The 20,693-nt window shown below is 71.0% G+C and carries 17 protein-coding genes; 14 read left to right on the plus strand and 3 right to left on the minus strand.

Annotated features, from left to right (window positions below):
• Positions 1–152 precede the first annotated feature (152 nt).
• Positions 153–1,763, minus strand: a complete 1,611-nt coding sequence (locus DQ384_RS10960) for a dolichyl-phosphate-mannose--protein mannosyltransferase (protein ID WP_114028626.1) — start codon at positions 1,761–1,763, stop codon at positions 153–155.
• Positions 1,764–1,872: 109 nt separating this feature from the next.
• Between DQ384_RS10960 and rsmI the strand changes: the two genes are divergently transcribed.
• Positions 1,873–2,727, plus strand: coding sequence for a 16S rRNA (cytidine(1402)-2'-O)-methyltransferase (gene rsmI / locus DQ384_RS10965; RefSeq protein ID WP_114028830.1), 855 nt, complete (start codon positions 1,873–1,875; stop codon positions 2,725–2,727).
• A gap of 105 nt (positions 2,728–2,832) precedes the next feature.
• Complete coding sequence (locus DQ384_RS10970) at positions 2,833–4,485, plus strand: dolichyl-phosphate-mannose--protein mannosyltransferase (RefSeq protein ID WP_245966371.1); 1,653 nt, start codon at positions 2,833–2,835, stop codon at positions 4,483–4,485.
• 36 nt (positions 4,486–4,521) lie between these two features.
• Here DQ384_RS10970 and DQ384_RS10975 read toward each other — a convergent pair whose 3' ends face one another.
• A complete protein-coding gene (locus DQ384_RS10975) occupies positions 4,522–6,033 on the minus strand; it encodes a hypothetical protein (RefSeq protein WP_114028627.1) in 1,512 nt (503 codons plus the stop codon).
• 111 nt (positions 6,034–6,144) lie between these two features.
• Between DQ384_RS10975 and DQ384_RS10980 the strand changes: the two genes are divergently transcribed.
• The 9 genes from DQ384_RS10980 to DQ384_RS11020 all read left to right on the plus strand — a co-directional run bounded on the left by DQ384_RS10980 (position 6,145) and on the right by DQ384_RS11020 (position 17,170).
• On the plus strand, positions 6,145–7,386 hold the full coding sequence (locus tag DQ384_RS10980; protein ID WP_181871148.1) for a glycosyltransferase: 1,242 nt from the start codon (positions 6,145–6,147) through the stop codon (positions 7,384–7,386).
• Positions 7,387–7,484: 98 nt separating this feature from the next.
• A complete protein-coding gene (metG, locus tag DQ384_RS10985; protein WP_114028628.1) occupies positions 7,485–9,266 on the plus strand; it encodes a methionine--tRNA ligase in 1,782 nt (593 codons plus the stop codon).
• A gap of 31 nt (positions 9,267–9,297) precedes the next feature.
• On the plus strand, positions 9,298–10,161 hold the full coding sequence (locus tag DQ384_RS10990) for a TatD family hydrolase (RefSeq protein ID WP_114028629.1): 864 nt from the start codon (positions 9,298–9,300) through the stop codon (positions 10,159–10,161).
• Positions 10,162–10,320: 159 nt separating this feature from the next.
• On the plus strand, positions 10,321–11,310 hold the full coding sequence (locus DQ384_RS10995; RefSeq protein ID WP_114028630.1) for a resuscitation-promoting factor: 990 nt from the start codon (positions 10,321–10,323) through the stop codon (positions 11,308–11,310).
• 179 nt (positions 11,311–11,489) lie between these two features.
• Positions 11,490–12,356: a 16S rRNA (adenine(1518)-N(6)/adenine(1519)-N(6))-dimethyltransferase RsmA gene (gene rsmA / locus DQ384_RS11000; protein WP_114028631.1), complete on the plus strand. Its 867-nt coding sequence runs from the start codon at positions 11,490–11,492 to the stop codon at positions 12,354–12,356.
• A gap of 58 nt (positions 12,357–12,414) precedes the next feature.
• Positions 12,415–13,380, plus strand: coding sequence for a 4-(cytidine 5'-diphospho)-2-C-methyl-D-erythritol kinase (locus DQ384_RS11005; protein WP_220182902.1), 966 nt, complete (start codon positions 12,415–12,417; stop codon positions 13,378–13,380).
• Between the two features lie 399 nt (positions 13,381–13,779).
• Positions 13,780–14,466 carry a hypothetical protein gene (locus DQ384_RS11010; RefSeq protein ID WP_147268736.1) on the plus strand — a complete coding sequence of 229 codons (687 nt, stop codon included), beginning with the start codon at positions 13,780–13,782 and terminating at the stop codon, positions 14,464–14,466.
• A gap of 129 nt (positions 14,467–14,595) precedes the next feature.
• The gene (locus tag DQ384_RS11015) at positions 14,596–15,315 is read left to right on the plus strand and encodes a transporter substrate-binding domain-containing protein (RefSeq protein ID WP_181871149.1); all 720 of its coding nucleotides are present in this window, start codon (positions 14,596–14,598) and stop codon (positions 15,313–15,315) included.
• 58 nt (positions 15,316–15,373) lie between these two features.
• Complete coding sequence (locus DQ384_RS11020) at positions 15,374–17,170, plus strand: ABC-F family ATP-binding cassette domain-containing protein (protein WP_114028635.1); 1,797 nt, start codon at positions 15,374–15,376, stop codon at positions 17,168–17,170.
• A 66-nt stretch (positions 17,171–17,236) separates the two neighbouring features.
• On the opposite strand, the gene DQ384_RS11025 is transcribed toward DQ384_RS11020, so the two are convergent.
• A complete protein-coding gene (locus DQ384_RS11025) occupies positions 17,237–17,836 on the minus strand; it encodes a MarR family winged helix-turn-helix transcriptional regulator (protein WP_245966372.1) in 600 nt (199 codons plus the stop codon).
• A 57-nt stretch (positions 17,837–17,893) separates the two neighbouring features.
• Between DQ384_RS11025 and DQ384_RS11030 the strand changes: the two genes are divergently transcribed.
• The 3 genes from DQ384_RS11030 to DQ384_RS11040 all read left to right on the plus strand — a co-directional run bounded on the left by DQ384_RS11030 (position 17,894) and on the right by DQ384_RS11040 (position 20,653).
• Positions 17,894–18,682, plus strand: a complete 789-nt coding sequence (locus DQ384_RS11030) for a trans-aconitate 2-methyltransferase (RefSeq protein ID WP_245966373.1) — start codon at positions 17,894–17,896, stop codon at positions 18,680–18,682.
• The gene (locus tag DQ384_RS11035; RefSeq protein WP_114028637.1) at positions 18,679–19,059 is read left to right on the plus strand and encodes a VOC family protein; all 381 of its coding nucleotides are present in this window, start codon (positions 18,679–18,681) and stop codon (positions 19,057–19,059) included. The genes DQ384_RS11030 and DQ384_RS11035 overlap by 4 nt, the downstream gene beginning before the upstream one ends.
• Positions 19,060–19,171: 112 nt before the next feature.
• A complete protein-coding gene (locus DQ384_RS11040) occupies positions 19,172–20,653 on the plus strand; it encodes a CYTH and CHAD domain-containing protein (RefSeq protein ID WP_114028638.1) in 1,482 nt (493 codons plus the stop codon).
• Positions 20,654–20,693: the final 40 nt, after the last annotated feature.

A 20,693-nucleotide genomic window follows, 5' to 3' on the forward strand; every position in this document is an offset into this window, starting at 1 on the left:
CTTCGCAGTCTGCCGTATATGCCTGGACCCTGACGACGACCACCGCCGCGGACGATTTCCACGTCACCTACCTGTAAGACCGGAACGAGCAGAAGGGCTGGGCTTTCGGGGTTCTGGGGCTCATGGCCATGTCATGTCAGTACACATCCCGGTCAGATCCAACGGTCGAACAGCATGCGCCGGTGCCAATCGTCGTAGGGGATGATCTCGGCGGAGATAACGGGGTACAGCCACCAGAAGTTAATCAGGGCCACGAGCACGAAGGCACCGGAAACCGCGGCTCCCACGAGGCGGCGGCCGGGACGGGCGCCGGCCGGCCCGATGAGCAGTCCCGCCGCCAGGGCGAGGGCCAGGGCCATGAAGGGGAGCATGGGGGCGGTGTAGAACAGGAACATGGTGCGCTTGTCTGCGATGGCGTAGTAGAACCAGGGCAGCCAGCCGACGCCGTAGGCGAGCAGGACCGCTCCGGCGCGCCAGTCACGGGTGGCCACGTACCAGGCGACCAGCGCGATCAGGGCGACCAGCGCGCCGTACCAGATGACCGGGGTGCCCACCCCGAGCACCGCCTGTGCGCACTTGGACGGCCCGCAGCCGTCCGGGCTCTCGTAGAAGAACGCGACCGGGCGCAGCAGGAGGGGCCACTGCCAGGGCTGCGACTGGTACGGGTGCGTGGAGTCGAGGCCGGTGTGGAAGCCGAGCACCATCGACTGGTAGTTCCACCAGGAGTGCAGCGAGTCCCGGACGAAGAACACCGGCCCGCTGCCGGTGGCCTGGGCCCAGTTGCGTCCGTACCCGTACGGGGTGGTGAACCAGCCGGTCCAGCTCGCCATGTACGCCACGATCGGGACCAGCCCCAGACCGGCCAAAGCGGTCGGCAGGTCTCGGCGCAGTGCTCCGGAGAACGGACGGCGCAACCCGATCGCCCGCCGCGCCCCCGCGTCCCACACCAGGCTCATCACCGCGAACGCCACCAGGAAGAACATCCCACTCCACTTGGTGGCACACGCCGCACCCAGGCACACCCCCGCCGCGATCCGCCACGGACGCACCCCCAGCCACGGACCCGTCCCGCTCAGCCGCGACCCCTCGTACCACCCCGCCAGCCGCTCCCGGGCCCGGTCACGATCGACCACCAGGCACCCGAACCCCGCCAGCACCCAGAACATCAGGAACACGTCCAGCAACGCCGTACGCGACAGCACGAAATGCAGCCCGTCCACCGCCAGCAGCAACCCCGCCAGACACCCCAGCAGCGTCGAACGGGTCATCCGCCGCGCGATCCGCGCGACCATCAACACCGACAACGCACCCACCAGCGCCGCCGCGAACCGCCACCCGAACGGGTTCGCCCCGAACAGCCACTCACCCACCCCGATCATCCACTTCCCCAGCGGAGGATGGACGACGTAGGAGGCGCACGGGCCGAGGTCGGTGGGGGCGCAGTTCTGCCAGATGTCGGTCTTGCCGGAGAGCAGGAGCTTGTCGGCGTCCTTGACCGCGACGCGCTCGACGCCGAACCGGATCAGGGACAGCGCGTCCTTGGCGTAGTAGGTCTCGTCGAACACCACGGCCTTGGGGGTGCCGAGGCGGTCGAAGCGGAGGAAGGCCCCGAAGACCGCCACGACCAGCGGGCCCAGCCAGCCCCACAGCGGGTTTCCCCGGAACGGCGGAACGAGCCGGTCGCGTACGGAACCCGGTGGTTCGGGCACGTCACGCGGCTCCGGCTTCTCGAAGTCCTGGTTAGGGAAGTCCGTCAGGGCCATCCGGACATCGTACGGGGCGGCTATTACGTACAACCTAAGAAACACTCCTTGTGTACCCAATTGGGAGGGTCCTGCCTGAAGGTGCAGCCCGCCGATGACCACCGCGTGCATGGGAGAGGATGGACATGTGAACGACACGGGCACGCTGGTCCTCGCGGGAGCTCCCATCGGCCGCGCCGAGGACGCCTCCCCCCGCCTGCGCGACGCGCTGTCGGCCGCCGACATCGTCGCCGCCGAGGACACGCGCCGGCTGCGCAGGCTCGCCTCCGACCTCGGGGTCACGCTCGCCGGGCGGGTGGTGTCCTACTACGACGGCAACGAGGCCGCGCGGGCCGCCGAGCTCTTGGAGGCCCTCCGCGACGGCGACACCGTGCTGGTGATCACGGACGCCGGCATGCCCGGGGTGTCCGATCCCGGCTACCGGCTGACCCACCTCGCCGTGGAGGCGGGCATCCCCGTGACGGCGCTGCCGGGGCCGTCCGCGGTCACCACCGCCCTGGCGATCTCGGGGCTGCCGAGCGACCGGTTCTGCTTCGAGGGCTTCCCTCCGCGCAAGCCCGGCGAACGCGCCCGCCGGCTCACGGCCTTGGCCGCCGAGCAGCGCACGATGGTGTTCTTCGAGGCCCCGCACCGCGTCCGGGCGAGCCTCACCGCGATGGCCGAGGCGTTCGGGCCCGACCGCCAGGCGGCGCTGTGCCGCGAGCTGACCAAGACCTACGAGGAGGTCCGGCGGGGCACCCTCGGCGAGCTGGCCGCGTGGGCGGCCGGCGAGGTGCGGGGCGAGATCACGCTGGTCGTCGCCGGTCACGCGCCGGGCGACGCCGTGCCCGAGATCGGCGAGCTGGTGGAGGAGGTCGCCCGCATGGAGGCGGCCGGGGTGCCGCGCAAGCAGGCCATCGTGGACGTCGCGAGGGCGGCGGGGGTGCCGAAACGGGAGGTGTACGACGCCGTCCACCGGGGGTGAACGCCCGGCGCGGGGGCCGTGCCTGCGATGTCACGCTGCGCGATGAATGATTCCCGGTTCTTGATCCTCTGGATACGGGCAGCCCGCGCCCCATAAAGTGCCCGCGTGGCTGTGCGCGCCTTCCCCCTGAGATTCTTCGGAAAGACACGCTTTTCCGGGAGAGCTCCGGTTCCCTCGGCCGAGCGGCCGGACGCGGCATCCTCCGTCCGCGACCGGCTGGTTCCGCCGTTCCACGGAAGCCCGCTGTGGGGGTGGCTGGGCCCGCTGCTGGTGGCGTTCTTCGGGGCGCTGCTGCGCTTCGACCGCCTCGGCACCCCCAAAGCGATCATGTTCGACGAGACGTACTACGCCAAGGACGCCCTGTCCCTGCTCAGGTACGGCGTCGAACGCACCTTCCTCGGTACGAACGAGAACCCGATCGCCGACCCACGGCTGCTCGCCGGGCGTGAGGACCTCTGGGTCACCTGCACGCCCGAGGACCTCGGCCCCTGTGCCCTCTATGTGGCCCATCCTCCGCTGGGGAAGTGGATGATCGGGGTGGGTGAGTGGCTGTTCGGGGCGAACCCGTTCGGGTGGCGGTTCGCGGCGGCGCTGGTGGGTGCGTTGTCGGTGTTGATGGTGGCGCGGATCGCGCGGCGGATGACCCGTTCGACGCTGCTGGGGTGTCTGGCGGGGTTGCTGCTGGCGGTGGACGGGCTGCATTTCGTGCTGTCGCGTACGGCGTTGCTGGATGTGTTCCTGATGTTCTGGGTGCTGGCGGGGTTCGGGTGCCTGGTGGTGGATCGTGATCGGGCCCGGGAGCGGCTGGCGGGGTGGTACGAGGGGTCGCGGCTGAGCGGGACGGGTCCGTGGCTGGGGGCGCGTCCGTGGCGGATCGCGGCGGGGGTGTGCCTGGGTGCGGCGTGTGCCACCAAGTGGAGTGGGATGTTCTTCCTGGTGGCGTTCGCGGTGATGAGCCTGGTGTGGGACGCGGGGGCGCGGCGGGCGATCGGGTTGCGCCGTCCGTTCTCCGGAGCACTGCGCCGAGACCTGCCGACGGCGTTCGCCGGGTTCGGGCTGGTATCGGCGGTGGTGTACGTGGCGAGCTGGACCGGCTGGTTCACGACCCGGTACGGATGGGGGCGTAACTGGGAGCAGGCGACGAGCAGCGGGTGGGCCTACTGGGTGTTCAGCTCGATCCGCTCGTGGGTCGACTACCAGACCCAGGTGCTCGGCTTCCACACCGGCCTGACCACGCCCCACACCTACCAGTCCTGGCCCTGGCAGTGGCCGCTGCTGATCCGCCCGGTCGCCTTCTACTACCCCGGGAACGTGAAGGGCTGCGGGGCCCCTAGTTGCGCGCAGGCGGTGCTGGGGGTCGGCACCCCGGTCATCTGGTACGGCGGGCTCATCGCGCTCATCGCGCTGATCGCCTGGTACGTGGCCACCCGCGACTGGCGCGCCGGAGCGGTCCTGCTCGTCTACGGCGTCGGCTGGCTGCCCTGGTTCTACTACGCGATATCCGACAAGCGCACCATGTTCCTGTTCTACACCGCCCCCATACTCCCCTTCATGGTCCTGGCGATCGCCCTGGGAGCGGGGCTGCTCATCGGCCCCGCCAACGCCGGGACGAACCGAAGAGCCGTCGGCGCGGCCGTCGTCGGGGCGTTCACGCTGCTGGCGCTGATCAACTTCTGGTGGCTGCACCCCGTCCTCACGGCCGAGACCATCACGCACGACGACTGGTACCGGCGCATGCTCTTCCCGAGCTGGATCTAGGCGCCGGAGCCGGATCAGGCGGGCCCGGACGCGGGCTCAGGCCGGTTCGGACGCGGGTTCGGCCGCCGCGCGCCGCGGCGGCCGTACCCCCTGGTGGAGGGCGATGGCGGCGGACAGGAACGCCAGCGGCAGCGCGGGCAGCAGGTAGCGGTAGTCGAACTCGGCCGTGGCCGCCGGCGCGACCACCAGGGCGGCCGACGCCACCCACGGCAGCAGCTCGGGCCCGCCGAGTTTCCGCCACCGCGCGATCGCCCCGGCCGCGCCCACGAGCAGCGCCAGCCCCAGCACCAGGCCCGGCATGTAGACCACCCGCTGATAGCGCTCCATGATCGTCGCCCACGGCCAGTACGCGTGGGTGCTCGCCCGCCCCTGCTCGTACGCCACCAGGTCGCGGTCGACCGTCCCCAGGTAGCTCTTCCACGTCGGCGGGGACTTCTGCAGAAGGTGCGAATCCTTGGCGCTGACGCCCTTGCTGTCGAACTGGTACTGCGCGTAGGTCAGCGCGTCGGGGAAGACCGGGCGGTCCCACCGGAAGCTGCGCAGCAGGTCGCCCGCGACGGCGGCGAGGTAGTCGCCCGGCTGGGCGAGGATGGCCCGCTTGGCGAACGTGCCGGCCGCGTCGTTGAGCGCCCGGTCGAACTTGTCGCCGCCCCAGCGGTGCAGCACCTCGCCCTCGCCGTTGTACCAGAGGTAGAGCTGCGAGAACTGGCTGCGGGCGATGGCCGGGTTGATGCACAGCGGGATCAGCTCCTGCTCGCGCTGCAGGTCCGGCTTGATCTTCTTGCAGTCGGCGAACTTGGCCGTGCGCATGTAGAGGATCAGCCCGTCGCTCTGGGTCAGCGCGAACTGCCCCTGCGCGGAGGCGAACCAGCCCATGTACGCGATCACCGGCACCGCGCAGGCCGTGACCATCGCCAGGATCGTCCGCCAGCCGGTGCGCTTGATCAGCAGGAACACCACGACGACGGCGAGGATGGGCAGGCCGATGCTGCGCGTCAGCGCGGTCAGCGCCAGCAGCAGCCCCACCGCGACACCCACCCGCCACGACATGCGGCGATGCCACAGGACCAGCGTCACCAGGCCCACGATCAGCAGCGTGAACATGGTGTCGGACATGATCAGCGACTCGAGCTGGATCTGGTAGGCGTCGAACAGCACCGGCACGGCGGCGAGCGTCGCGCCCCAGTCGGGCAGGCCAAATTTGCGTCTGAGAAGCACATAGATCAGCACCGCCGTGGCCAGGCCCATGAGGTGCTGGGTAAAGACCACCAGCGCGAAACTGTGGAAAGGCTTGAGCACCAGCAGCCAGAACCCGTACCCGTCCGGGCGGATCGGATGCGGGCGGGGGTGCAGCGCGACCGAGACGTACTCGTAGGAGTCGTTGAACCACATCGCCGGTCGGTAGCCCAGCATGGCGATGATCCGCAGCGCCGCGCCCAGCGTGAAGGCGATCACGAAAAGGCGGCGCGACCTGAGGAACGCCCACAGGCGCGCGCGCTTGCTCCGCGACGGCGCTTCGGCCTGCGCCGGTTCGGCTACGGTCACCATGGTTTACAGGATGCCAGCCCTTTCGCGGACTTGACCCGAGCACCTGGGGGCAGAGGGCATCATGGTTGAACTACGCACGGATGATCGAGGCGCGGAACGAGGGGTTTCGACGTGGAACTGACCGTGGTCATGCCATGCCTGAACGAGGCGGAGACCGTCGAAACGTGTGTCCGCAAGGCACTGGCATGCATGGCCGAGCACGGCATCGAGGGCGAGGTGGTGATCGCCGACAACGGCAGCACCGACGGCTCTCAGCAGCTCGCCCGTGACGCGGGCGCCCGGGTCGTCCACGTCGACGAGAAGGGGTACGGCAACGCCCTGATGGGCGGCATCCGCGCCGCGCGCGGCCGCTACGTGATCATGGGCGACGCGGACGACTCCTACGACTTCACCGCGCTGATGCCCTTCGTCGAAGAGCTGCGCGCCGGCGCCGACCTGGTGATGGGCAACCGCTTCCGCGGCGGCATCGCGCCCGGCGCCATGCCGCCGTTGCACCGCTACCTCGGCAACCCGGTGCTGTCGTTCATCGGGCGGCTGTTCTTCCCGAGCGCCATCCGCGACTTCCACTGCGGCCTGCGCGGGTTCCGCCGCGACAGCATCCTCACGCTCGGCCTCCAGACCGGGGGCATGGAGTTCGCCAGCGAGATGGTCGTCAAGGCGACGATCCAGGGCCTGGACGTCCGCGAGGTGCCCACCACCCTCAGCCCCGACGGCCGGTCCCGTCCGCCCCACCTGCGCTCCTGGCGGGACGGCTGGCGCCACCTGCGGTTCCTGCTGCTCTACAGCCCCCGCTGGCTGTTCCTGATCCCCGGCATGGTCCTGATGGTCCTCGGTCTGGCCGCGGGCACCGCGCTGACCTTCGGCCCGGTCTACATCGGCAAGCTGGCCTTCGACGTCGACACCCTCGTCGGCGCCTCGGCGATGGTCGTGATCGGCTTCCAGGCCGTGCTGTTCGCCCTGTTCACCAAGGTGTACGCCGCCGAGGAGGGCTTCCTGCCGGAGGACCGCCGCATCCGGCGCCTGGTCGACATCGTCACTTTGGAACGGGGCCTGATCGCCGGCGGCCTGCTGGCCCTCGCGGGCCTCGCGGGCATGGTCGCCTCGCTCGCCCACTGGCAGACGCGCGACTTCGGCGAGCTGATCCCGGCCGAGTCGCTCCGCCTGGTCGTCCCGTCCGCGACCGCCCTCATCATCAGCTTCCAGACCATCTTCGCGGCCCTGTTCATCAGCATCCTCGGCATCCGCAGGACCAAGGAGACCCCGGCCGACGTGGCCGCCTCCGCGGCCGAGGAAGCGGCCGAAGCCGTGCTCCTGGCGCAGCCGGCGGACGCGCGGCGTGAGGGCGCCCTTTAGCCGTACCTGTGACGCGCCCCTGGGCCGCGCGGCGTGAGGGCGCGCCACCTGTGCGGGACGGCGCCATAGGAACCCCTGGGGGCCTTTAGGCTTGGGGCATGTCCCAGCACATCTTGACCGCCGTCGCCTGGCCCTACGCCAACGGCCCCCGGCACATCGGGCACGTCTCCGGGTTCGGCGTGCCGTCCGACGTCTTCAGCCGCTATCAGCGGATGGCGGGCAACAAGGTGCTGATGGTGAGCGGCACCGACGAGCACGGCACGCCCATCCAGGTGCAGGCCGACCGCGAGGGCGTGAGCGCCCGCGAGCTCGCCGACCGCTACAACCGGGTGATCGCCGAGGACCTGACCGCCCTCGGCCTGTCGTACGACCTGTTCACCCGCACCACGACGGCCAACCACTACGCCGTCGCGCAGGAGATCTTCAAGGGCCTGTACGAGAACGGCTACATCTTCCCGAAGACCACGATGGGTGCGGTCTCGCCGTCCACGGGCCGTACCCTGCCGGATCGGTACATCGAGGGCACCTGCCCCATCTGCGGGTACGACGGCGCGCGCGGCGACCAGTGTGACAACTGCGGCAACCAGCTCGACCCGATCGATCTGATCAACCCCAAGAGCCGCATCAACGGCGAGACGCCCAAGTTCATCGAGACCGAGCACTTCATGCTCGACCTCCCGGCGTTCTCCGAGGCGCTCGGCGGCTGGCTGCAGTCCAAGCAGGGCGAGTGGCGGCCGAACGTCCTGAAGTTCTCGCTCAACCTGCTCGGCGACCTGCAGCCGCGCGCGATCAGCCGCGACCTCGACTGGGGCGTGCCGATCCCGCTGGACGGCTGGCGTGACCGCGGGGACAAGCGGCTCTACGTCTGGTTCGACGCGGTCATCGGCTACCTCAGCGCCTCGATCGAGTGGGCCCGCCGGTCGGGCGACCCGGACGCCTGGCGGCAGTGGTGGCAGAACCCCGACGCCCGCGGCTACTACTTCATGGGCAAGGACAACATCGTCTTCCACTCCGAGATCTGGCCCGCGATGCTGCTCGGCTACAACGGCGAGGGCGCCCGCGGCGGCACGCCGGGCTCGCTGGGCAAGCTCGCGCTGCCGTCGGAGGTCGTGTCCAGCGAGTTCCTGACCATGGAGGGCCGCAAGTTCTCCTCCAGCCGCCAGGTCGTGATCTACGTCCGCGACTTCCTGTCCCGCTACGACGCCGACGCCCTGCGGTACTACATCGCGGTCGCCGGCCCCGAGAACCAGGACACCGACTTCACCTGGTCGGAGTTCGTCAACCGCAACAACGGCGAGCTGGTCGCCGCGTGGGGCAACCTGGTGAACCGCTCGATCTCCATGGCGGCCAAGAACTTCGGCCAGGTCCCCGAGGCCGGCGATCTGACGGACGCCGACCGCGTGCTGCTGGAGCGCAGCCGGGCGGCGTTCCCGGCCGTCGGGGCCGAGCTCGGCAGGTCGCGGTTCAAGAACGCGGTCACCGAGGCGTTCGACGTCGTCCGCGACGCCAACCGCTACCTCGCCGAGCAGGAGCCCTGGAAGCTCAAGGACGACCCTGAGCGGGTGAAGTCGATCCTGCACGTCGCGCTCCAGGTGGTCGACGACGCCAAGACGCTGCTCACCCCGTTCCTGCCGGGGTCGTCGAACAAGGTGTTCTCCATGCTCGGCGGCGAGGGCGTCTGGTCGGGGATGCCGCGGATGCAGGAGGTCGAGGAGGACGGCCGGGGCTCGTACCCGGTGATCACCGGCGAGTACGACGGCCAGGCCACGTGGCGGTCCACGCCGATCCGGCCGGGCACGCCGCTGGCCCCGCCGACCCCGCTGTTCGCCAAGCTCGACCCCAAGGTGGTCGACGAGGAACTCGCCCGCCTCGGCGAGTGACCGCCCCGGCTCGCACGACGGAGGCCATGACGTGACGACCTCTCCATCCCTCCCGGCGGCTCCCGAGCCGCTGGGCACGGAGGTTTTCGACAGCCACTGCCACCTGGACATCATGGTGGGCGAGCGCAAGGCGTCCTCGGGCGACCAGGTGGCGCTCGCGGCGCAGGCGGCGGGCACGGGCGTCGGGAAGATCCTCGCCGAGGCGCGGGCGGTGGGCGTCACCAGGCTGGTCACCATCGGGTACGACCTGCGCTCGTCCCGGTGGGGCGCCGAGGTCGCGCGCGAGCACGAGGACGTGTACGCGGGCGTGGCGATCCACCCCAACGAGGCGCACGCGGCCACGCCCGAGACGCTGGCCGAGATCGAGCGCCTCGCGCGCGAGCCGCGGGTGCGGGCCGTGGGCGAGACCGGGCTGGACCACTTCCGCGACTGGGCGTCGCACGAGGACCAGGAGGCCTCGTTCCGCGCGCACATCGAGATCGCGAAACGGACGGGCAGGGCGCTGGTCATCCACGACCGCGACGCCCACGATGAGGTGCTGCGCGTGCTGGCCGACGCGGGCGCGCCGGACGTGGTGGTCTTCCACAGCTACTCCGGGGACGCGGCGATGGCACGACGGTGCGTCGAGGCCGGATATTTCATGTCCTTCTCCGGCCCGGTCACCTACAAGAACGCCGGTTACCTGCGCGAGGCCGCCCGGGTCGCCCCGCCGGAGCTCATGCTCGTCGAGACGGACGCCCCCTACCTGCCGCCCACCCCGCACCGCGGCAGGCCCAACGCCCCCTACCTCATCCCGCTGACGCTGCGCTGCCTGGCCGAGGTCAGGGGCATGGACGCCGACGACCTGGCCCGCGTGATCAACGAGAACGGCGAGCGCGTCTTCGGCGCCTGGTAAGAGCCGCGAGGCCCTCGCGCCGGGCCGTGGAAGGGGTCCCGGGCGGCGGGATCGGTGACTCCAAGCGACGACAATGTCACGGACCGGTTTCGGTGATCCGGTTGAGGGCCTCCGAGTGCGGCGCTAGCGTCGGCAGCCGGTCTACACGAAGGACGCGCTGTGCATCCACCACCGGCCCCGGCGCCGGCCTCCCGGCGTGCGGGGTCACGCCGCGCCCCGCGCCGCCGCTCCCGTCCGCGTGCCCGCCTCATCGCGGCCGCCCGCTCCCCGTGGACGGCGCTGCTCTGCGCCACGGCGGCGGGCGTCTCGGCCGGGCTGCTCACCGGCGACGTGCTCGCCAAGGAGGTCAGGCTCGAGGTCGACGGCGGTGAGACGACGGTCCTCAGCTTCGGCGGCACCGTCCGGGACGTCCTCGGCGGCCTGAAGATCCGGACCGGCCCGCACGACCGCGTGGAGCCCGCTCCCGGGCGTGAGGTCCGCGACGGCACGTCGATCGTCGTCAGGCACGCCCGGCCGCTGGTGCTCACCGTGGACGGCCGCAGGAGCACGCACACGGTCACCGCGCTCAACGTGGGCGAGGCGCTGGAGCAGCTCGACCTCGACGACCGCCCGGCGATGCTCTCGGCGTCGCGCATGCGGCAGATCCCGGTGACCGGCTTCGCGCTGAGCGTCCGCACCCAGCGGCGGGTCACCGTCGTGCGGGGCGGCGTGCGGACAGACGCGGTCACGACCGGGCGCACGGTGCGGGCCGTGCTGGCGCAGGAGAAGATCACCCTGGCACGGGGCGAGCGGGTGCGCCCGCCGCTGGGCGCGTTCCCCGAGGACAGCCAGGTGATCCGCATCATCCCCGCCCCGCCGCCGCCCCCCGTGCACGCCTCGCCGGTCAGCTCGTCGGTGACCTCGCTGAACTGGACCGCGCTGGCGCGCTGCGAGACCTACGCGAACCCGAAGTCGTTCAACCCCCGCGGGCCGTACTACGGCATGTACCAGTTCAGCCTGCCGATGTGGCGGGCCGTCGGCGGCACGCGGACGCCGCTGGACTGGCCGGCGGGCGAGCAGACCTACCGGGCCCAGCTTCTCTACCAGCGGGTGTCCGGCCGGTGGCATGGCCAGTGGCCCGCCTGCGGGGCGCGCCTGTTCAGCCGCTGACCGCCGTCGGAGTCGTACGCCGATGATCGTACGGGCGCGGCGGTTCGGCACCGGGACGGTCCATCGGGGCCTCCTCGGTGACGGTTACGGGGCTCATGCCGCGTCGCTCCCGGCTGGAGATCGCATGAGGCTTCTGTCGCCTTCCGCCGTGCACTTCTTCGGTGCGGGACACTGGATGGATGGGGAGCTCGATTGTGGACCTGCTCGGCCCGGCAGAAATACGTCATTTGGCGGACAAGCTCGATCTGCGTCCGACGAAGCGGCTCGGGCAGAACTTCGTCATCGACGGCGGAACGGTCCGGCGCATCGCCCGGGTCGCCGGGCTGACTGCCGACGACGTCGTGATCGAGGTCGGGCCCGGCCTCGGCTCGCTCACCCTCGCCCTGCTCCCGGAGGCGTCGCGGCTGGTGGCCGTCGAGATCGACCCGGTGCTCGCCGGGCAGCTCCCGCTGACGGTCGCCGAGCGGGCCCCGTCCCTGGCCGGTCGGCTCACGGTCGTCCAGGCGGACGCGATGCGCGTGCGCCCCGAGCAGCTCGGGGCCGAGCCGACGGCGCTGGTCGCGAACCTTCCGTACAACGTGGCGGTCCCGGTCGTGCTGCACCTGCTGGAGGTGCTGCCCTCGCTGCGCCGCGGGCTGGTCATGGTGCAGTCCGAGGTGGCCGACCGCATGGCCGCGGGGCCGGGGTCCAAGGTGTACGGCGTGCCGTCCGTCAAGGCCGCCTGGTACGCGGACGTGCGCCGCGCCGGGCCGGTGGGGCGCACGGTGTTCTGGCCGGTGCCGAACGTCGACTCCGGGCTCGTCGCGCTGAGCCGCCGTGAGCCGCCGCCCACCAGCGCCTCCCGCGAGGAGGTCTTCGCGGTCGTGGACGGGGCGTTCGCCCAGCGGCGCAAGACGCTCAGGGCCGCGCTGGCGTCCTGGGCGGGCACGCCCGCCGCAGCCGAGATTGCCTTGCGCGCGGCGGGCGTCGACCCGTCGCTGCGGGGCGAGCAACTCGCCGTCGAGGATTTCGCGAGGATCGCCGAGAACCGCCCCGGGCGCCCGTGACGAGGGCGGTCGTTTGCGGGGTGGCGACGGAGCGTTACGATCGGGTTCCGTGACTTCCGTGACGGTCCGCGTGCCCGCCAAGGTGAACCTGCAGCTCTCCGTGGGGCCGAGGCGCGACGACGGCTACCACGACCTGGTCAACGTCTTCCACGCCGTGTCCCTCTTCGACGAGGTCACCGCCTGGGACGCCCCACGTCAGGACACCGCCGGGCCAGGGGTCACGGCATCCGGGGAGGCCGGCTCCGTGGACGGCTCCCCGGACGGCTCCGTGAGCGTCGCCGTCGAGGGCGAGTCCGCGGCGCGCGTGCCGCTGGACGGCGGCAACCTCGCGGTGAAGGCCGCCGTGGCGCTCGCCGCGCGGGCGGGGCGGCGGCCGGACGTCCGGCTGCGCATCCGCAAGTCGATCCCCGTCGCGGGGGGCATGGCCGGGGGCAGCGCCGACGCCGCCGCCGCGCTGGTGGCCTGCGACGCGCTGTGGGGCCTCGGGTCGCCCCGCGAGGAGCTCATGGAGATCGCCGCCGAGCTCGGGAGCGACGTGCCCTTCGCCCTGTTCGGAGGGACGGCCGTCGGCACCGGGCGGGGGGAGAAGCTGACCCGCGTGCCGGTCGCCGGCCGCTTCCACTGGGTCTTCGCGCTCGCCGAGGGCGGCCTGTCCACCGCCGAGGTCTACGGCGAGTGCGACCGGCTGCGCGAGGCGACCGGCGAGCAGGTCGGCTGGCCCAGCGCGTCCGACGACCTCATGGCCGCGCTCGCGATCGGGGACGCCAAGGCGCTCGGCGCCGTCCTGTCCAACGACCTGCAGCCCGCCGCGCTGCTGCTGTGCCGCCCCCTGGCCCGCACGCTCGCGGCCGGCCGCGAGCACGGAGCGCTCGGCGCCCTGGTCTCCGGCTCCGGCCCCACCTGCGCCTTCCTCGCCGAGTCGGAGGACCACGCCACCACCCTGGCCACGGCCCTGGAAGCCGCGGGCGTCTGCAGGACGGCCGTCACCGCCTCCGGCCCCGTCCCCGGCGCCGAGATCGTCTAGGAACCCGCCCAAGGACCACCCCGAATCCTGGACGTTCGATCGTCCGGCTTTGTTTTTGGTGTCCTGGCGCCAGATGGTCTATATGCCGCGGCCTCGCCTGATAGCGGTCCAGCCGTAAATCCGTATTCGGTGGGCTCCGGCGATCTGTTCGATGTCCGGCGCGGGCGCCGATTCATCGATGGGGGCTGACCTGCCTTTTCTCGGTGACAGGTATGGATGCGCGGAACAATGTGTTGCTACCTATCTGTTATGTAATGCCGGTACATTGGAGGGGGATGTCTGCATTGTGGTAGCCGATGTGCCGTCGCGACGAATGGCTTTCTCCAAACGGACGGCGTTGCCGAAGTGCGGCCCGGGCGGGGCACGCAGGAGAGACAGATGAGAGCATCCAGGGGGCCGGTGGCGAACAAACCGAAGACGGAACCGCTTGGTGACCCGGGCGGCCGTCGTACAGGCACGTGGCCGTGGTTCATCGCTGGCTGTGCGGCGACGGGCGTCATGGGCATCCTGCTGCTCACCATGGGTACCAAGGGGGCCGAGATCTCTCAGACGCTCTCCCTGATGGTCGGCGTCGTCGGCTGCCTCCTCACCTTTTACTTCAGGCAATCGGAAACGGGGACCATTACGCTCCGGCCGAGGCGGCGATGGATCCTGTCGGCGGTGCCGCTGGTCATCCTGGGCATGGCGGCAGGTTGGTGGTTCTTCATCCACAAGCCCGACATCAACGTCACCGACCTCGTCGCGGTCACCGGCGGTAATGGGATGCACGACAAATCCGAGGCCTGGGTGGCCCTGCCCACCGAGGGGGACATCACCGTGGCGAATTCCGGGCGAGACCGGCTCGCCCTCATTCTGAGGCTGGTGAACCCGGCGAAAGTCGGTAACTGCGTCGGTCCGGCCACGCTGAATGTGGCGCCGATCGTCGACGGCAAGTGGGGGATCCCGGTGACGGTGTCCTCCGGCGAGGAGGCTCGGCTGTCGCTGGCCGGAGTCGAACGCCGGGCGGGCGCACGGGTGATCGTCAACATGACCGACTTGGCGTGCGTGGTCGACCTGACCGTCGCCGAAGCGATCCTCTACAATTAGCAAGGGAGCACGCCGGTGGTCCGAGCCCGCCTGAGAGCCGCACTGACCGCTTTCCTTCTGCTCGCCCCCGCATGTGGGCCCGAGCCGGTCCCGACGCCCACCCCCTTGCCGAAGGTGCTCTACATCGGTGTGACCACCGACCATCCCGGCTGGTCCACCCACGAGGCGGGGACCAACCGGCGCACCGGCTTCGACATCGCCCTGGCGGATTGGCTGCGGAGCCGGTTGGCCAGGGACGTGACGTTCGTGGACCTGAGGCTGGAGGAGCGGATCGAGGCCCTGGAAGACCACAAGGTCCACATGGTGATCTCCACTTTCTCCATCACCGACGAGCGGCGGAAGGTCATCGATTTCGCCGGGCCGTACATGATCACACGCCAGGGGGTGCTGGTCAGGAAGGACGACCACCGCATCAAGAACTACGACGACCTCACGCGAAAGAACAGGAACATCTGCGTCGCGAGTGGCACGACCTCCCAGGAACAGCTTCAGCCGTTCAACGGGAAGGGCCTGGCGCTCACCGTGGAACCGGCACTTCAGGGGTGTTTCGAGAGGCTGGTGAACAAGCAGGTCGATGCGTTCTCCACCGACCAGCTCGTGCTGCACGGCTTCGCCAAGAGCCGGCTCGAGACCCGCGTCCTCGACGATCTGACCTTCGGCGCCCAGGAGCAGTACGGCATCGGCCTTCCCAATCACGACAAGTCCACCTGCGATCTCCTCGCCGGGCATCTGAAGACGTTCCTCTACGAGGGGAAATGGGAGGAGTTCCTGGAGCGCAACCTGCATCCCGCGAACCTGGCCGCGTACAAGCCCCTGGATCTCGACCCTTGTGAGGACGGCACCACCTGACGGGCCTCACGCAGCGCGAACGAAGAGAGCGCCGTGAGCACAGTAGGCTGGGCGGGCGATGAATCTGGTCAACCTCGAATCGGTGTCCCACGCCTACGGCCCGAAGCCGCTGCTCGACAAGGTCTCCCTGGGCGTCGAGGCCGCTGATCGCATCGGCGTCGTGGGGCGTAACGGCGACGGCAAGACGACGCTCATCTCGGTGATCGCCGGCACGCTCAAACCCGATGGCGGCCGGGTGACGCACAACCGCGGCCTCCGCATCGGCGTCCTGTCCCAGCGCGACGATCTCGACCCCGCGCTGGAGGTGCGGCGCGTCGTCCTCGGCGACCGTGCCGAGCACGAATGGGCGGCCGACCAGGCGGTCAGGGAGATCCTGGCCAACCTGCTCGGCGACATCGAGCTCTCGGCCAAGGTGGGGGAGCTGTCCGGTGGCGAGCGGCGGCGCACCGCGCTGGCCCGTCTGCTGATCGACGAGCACGACCTGGTCATCCTCGACGAGCCGACGAACCACCTGGACATCGAGGCCATCGCCTGGCTGGCCGGCCATCTGTCGGCGCGCAGGTCCGCGCTGCTGGTCGTCACGCACGACCGGTGGTTCCTGGACGCGGTCTCCACCCGCACGTGGGAGGTCGTGGACGGCACGGTCCAGCGGTACGAGGGCGGGTACGCCGCGTACGTCCTCGCCAAGGCCGAGCGGGCGCGCATCGCGCGGGCGACCGAGGAGCGCCGGCAGAACCTGATGCGCAAGGAGATCGCGTGGCTGCGCCGGGGCCCGCCCGCGCGCACGTCCAAGCCGAAGTTCCGCGTCGAGGCGGCGCAGGCGCTGATCGCCGACGAGCCGCCCGCGCGCAACACGGTGGAGCTGGTGAAGTTCGCCTCGGCGCGGCTCGGGAGGACCGTCTACGACCTCGAGGACGTCACCCTGCACGCCGGCGGCCCCGGCGAAGGCCCGCTGGTGCTGGACCGCTGCACCTGGCAGTTCGGCCCCGGCGACCGCATCGGGCTGATCGGGGTGAACGGCTCGGGCAAGTCGTCGGTGCTGCGTCTGCTGGCCGACTGGGTGCGTCCGGATTCGGGCAGGATCGTCCGGGGCAAGACGGTGCGCCTGGCGTACCTCTCGCAGGAGATCGCCGAGCTGGACCCGGCGCGGCGCGTGCTGGAGACGGTCGAGGAGATCCGCAAGTTCGTGCAGGTCGGCAAGCGCGAGTGGACGGCCTCGCAGTTGCTGGAGCGCCTCGGGTTCCGGGGCGACGCGCAGTGGAAGGTGGTCGGCGACCTGTCGGGCGGCGAGCGGCGGCGGCTCCAACTGCTGCGCCTGCTGATGGACGACCCGAACGTCCTGCTGCTGGACGAGCCGACCAACGACCTGGACATCGAGACGCTGAACGAGCTGGAGGACCTGCTCGACGGCTGGCCGGGCACGCTGATCCTCGTCAGCCACGACCGCTACTTCCTGGAGCGCGTGACCGACCGTTCGGTGGCGTTGCTGGGCGACGGGCGGCTGTCGCTGCTGCCCGGCGGCGTGGACGAGTACCTCCAGCGCCGGTCCGCGGGCGCGGCCGTGACCGCGCGGGCGGGGTCCGCCCCGCAGGACGCCGGCGGTGAGCCGGTCGCCGAGGCGCCCGCCGGGCTCTCGGCCAAGGAGGAGCGCGAGCTGCGCAAGGAGCTGTCCCGGCTGGAGCGACAGCTCGACAAGTTCGGCGAGCGTGAGGCCGCGCTGCACGCCCAGATGGCCGACGCCGCCGCCGACTACGGCAGGCTGGCGACCCTGGACGCCGAGCTCAAGGACCTCCGGGGCCGCAAGGAGTCGGTCGAGCTCGAATGGCTGGAGGTCGCCGACAAGCTGGGCGAGTGACCGAGCCCGCCAAAAGAGGCCGAGCCCGCCAAAAGAGGCCGGCGCCGCCCAAAGAGGCCGGGGTCGTCAGGAGGCGTTCTCGGCGTCGAACGGGACGAGGATCGTCCGCAGCAGGCCGGCCAGGGCGTGCTGGGCGTCGGGGTCGAGGCCCGCGAGCAGGGCGCGCTCGCGGCGCAGCAGGTCGGCGAAGGCCTCGTCCACCCGCTCGCGGCCCTGTTCGGTGAGCGAGACGAGGACGCCGCGCCTGTCCTCGGGGTCGGGGCGCCGGCGCACCAGGCGGGCGGCGGCCAGGCGGTCGATGCGGTTGGTCATCGTGCCGGACGTGACGAGCGTCGCGCGCAGCAGCGCCCCGGGGCTGAGCTCGTACGGCTCGCCGGCCCGGCGCAGCGTGGTGAGGACGTCGAACTCCCAGGGCTCCAGGCCGTGCTCGGCGAAGGACGCCCGGCGGGCGCGGTCGAGGTGGCGGGCGAGGCGGGAGACGCGGCTGAGCACCTGCAGCGGGGAGACGTCGAGATCTGGACGTTCCTGGCGCCAGGACGCGACAAGCTGATCGACCTCGTCCCGGGCGTTGTCCTCGGAGCCGCCCGCGGCGGGGGGCCGGGACTCCACGACATCCTGCGTGCCTTCGGACATTTCGGCGACCCCGTCGCTGTGGCGCGTCGTCATGGGCCCGAGTCTATCTCTCTTGACATCGAGACATCTCTGCCGATATGAACTATCTTGATGTCAAGAGATATGTGGGACCCCGCCGTGTACAGCCGGTACGCCGACGAGCGTGCCCGCCCGTTCTTCGAGCTCCTCTCCCGGGTCCGCGCCGAGCGTCCGCGCCTGGTGGTCGACCTCGGCTGCGGCTCCGGGGAGCTGACCGCCGAGCTCGGCCGCCGCTGGCCCGAGGCTGACGTCCACGGCGTCGACTCCTCGCCCGCGATGATCGCCAAGGCGCCGCCGGGGCCGTCCTTCAGCGTGGGCGACGTCCGCGACTGGCGTCCGGACCGCCCCGTTGACGTGATCTTCTCCAACGCCCTGCTCCAGTGGGTGCCCGAGCACCGCGAGCTGCTGGCACGCTGGGTGGACGAGCACCTCGCGCCGGGCGGGTGGCTGGCGTTCCAGGTACCGGGCAACTTCGACGCCCCGAGCCACGCGGCCGTCCGGCCGATCTGCGCGTCGTCCGCGTGGAGCGACCGTCTCGGCGACCTCGTCCGCCCCGACTCCGTGGACGGCCCCGAGGGGTACCTCACCCTGCTCGCCGGGCTGGGCCTGGAGGTCGACGCCTGGGAGACGACCTACGTCCACGTCCTTTCCGGCGAGAACGCGGTGCTCACGTGGATCTCCGGGACGGCCCTGCGCCCGATGCTCGACCGGCTCGCGGGCGACGAGCCGGCGCGCGAGGCCTTCCTCGCCGACTGCGCCCGCGTCCTTGACAAGGCCTACCCCTCGCGCCCGTACGGGACGCCCTTCCCTTTCCGCCGCGTCTTCGTCGTCGCCCGCAAGCCCGCGGGGGTGTCGGCATGATCGTGGGGCTGCACCACGTCCAGCTCGCCGCGCCGCCGGGCAGCGAGCCGCGTCTGCGCGCGTTCTACGCGGCGGTGCTGGGGCTGACCGAGGTGCCGAAGCCCGCCCGGCTGGCCGCGCGGGGAGGGGTGTGGTTCCGGGGGCCGGGCGTCGAGCTGCACCTCGGGATCGAGGAGGACTTCCGCCCGGCGCGCCGGGCCCATCCCGGCCTGCTGGTGGATGATCTGCCCGGTTTGGTGGCGAGGCTGGGCGCGGCCGGCATCGAGGCGCGCCCGGACGGGCTGCTGCCCGGCTTCCGGCGGTGCTACGTCGACGATCCAGTGGGCAATCGCATCGAATTTCTCGAACCGGCGGCCCCGTTTGACGAGGGTCGTTAAAGGCTTCGCCGGGAAACTCTTTCGACGGTGGAAGTATAAGTCGAGCACTGATCGCCGATTGTTAACCTAAAGGTGGCATTATGGCCGAGATTCGGCTACCTAGGGGTGGGTTATGGCGATCGAGATCGAGGACAAGTTCGACGTGCCGGCGGACTTCGCGGTGCCCGACTTCGCCGGCGTCCCGGGGTGCGAGGAAGCCGTGGATCTGGTGAGCCACCGGCTCGTCGCCGTCTACTTCGACACGCCGGACCTGCGCCTGGCGGCCCACGGCATCACCCTGCGCCGGCGACGCGGAGGCGAGGACGCGGGCTGGCACCTGAAGCTGCCGAAGGCCAAGGGGGTGCGTCACGAGATCACCCGGCCGCTGACCCGCAGCGCCAAGATCGTGCCTCCGGAACTCGCCGAACTGGTGACGGCCCAGACCCGGGGCGAGAAGCTCGTCCAGGTCGCCGAGCTGGAGACGCTGCGCAAGGTCACCAGCCTGCGCGGCCCCGACGGCACGCGGCTGCTGGAGATCGCCGACGACCACGTCAAGGGCACGGTGCTCGGCGAGGACCGGCACGTCGAGCGCTGGCGCGAGGTCGAGGCCGAGCTGATCGACGGCGACGAGGGCGTGCTGAAGAAGGTCGGCAAGCGCCTGCGCAAGGCCGGCGCCACCCCGGCGGGCACCGAGAGCAAGCTGGCCCGCCTCCTCGGCGACCGCGTCCCCGTCCAGGCCCCCGCCGCCCTGGACCCGGACTCGGCGGGCGGAGTGGTCGTGGCCTACGTGGCCTCGCAGGTGGCGGCGCTGACGGCCCAGGACCCGCAGGTCCGCAGGTCAGAGGAGGACGCCGTCCACCAGATGCGGGTGGCGGGCCGCCGCCTGCGCAGCGCGCTGAAGTCGTTCTCCGACGTGATCACCGAGACGACCGGCATCCAGGACGAGCTGCGGTGGATCTCCAACGTGCTCGGCGAGGTCCGCGACCTGGAGGTGATCCGCGAGCGCTTCGCCGCCCACCTGGACGAGCTGGAGCCCGAGGTCGTGTTCGGCCCCGTCCGCACCCGGCTCGGCGACGACCTCGCCGAGCGCGAGCGCGAAGCGATGGGACGCGTGAACGAGGCGATGAGCGGCGAGCGGTACTTCGCCCTGCTCGACCGGCTGGACGCGCTGGTCGTGAACCCTCCGCTCACCCCCCTCGCCGTCAAGAAGGCCGACGTCACGCTCGCCAAGGTCGCGGACAAGAGCTGGAAGCGCGTGGTCAGGCGGTACGAGACGGCGCAGGCCATCGAGGACGCCGAGCAGCGCGAGATCGCCATGCACGACGTGCGCAAGGCGGCCAAGCGCGCCCGGTACACCGCCGAGGCGCTGCGTCCCCTGCTCGGCGACGAGGCGGACGAACTGGCCAAGCGCGCCAAGTCCGTGCAGACCGTCCTCGGGCTGCACCAGGACGGCGTGGTCGCCCAGAAGATCCTCCTGGAGGAGGCCGAGCGGGCGCGCCAGGCCGGCGAGGACACCTTCACTTACGGCCTGCTCGCCGGGGTGGAGCGCGCCACCGCCCAGCGCTCGTACGAGGAGTTCCCCTCTGTGTGGGCCGAGGTGACCGGCACGTCCTGACGGCGGGGCCGGCGACGTGACCTCCTGACCGCCGGGCCGG

It is taken from the genome of Sphaerisporangium album, from assembly GCF_003323745.1.
GTDB classification, from domain to species: domain Bacteria; phylum Actinomycetota; class Actinomycetes; order Streptosporangiales; family Streptosporangiaceae; genus Sphaerisporangium; species Sphaerisporangium album.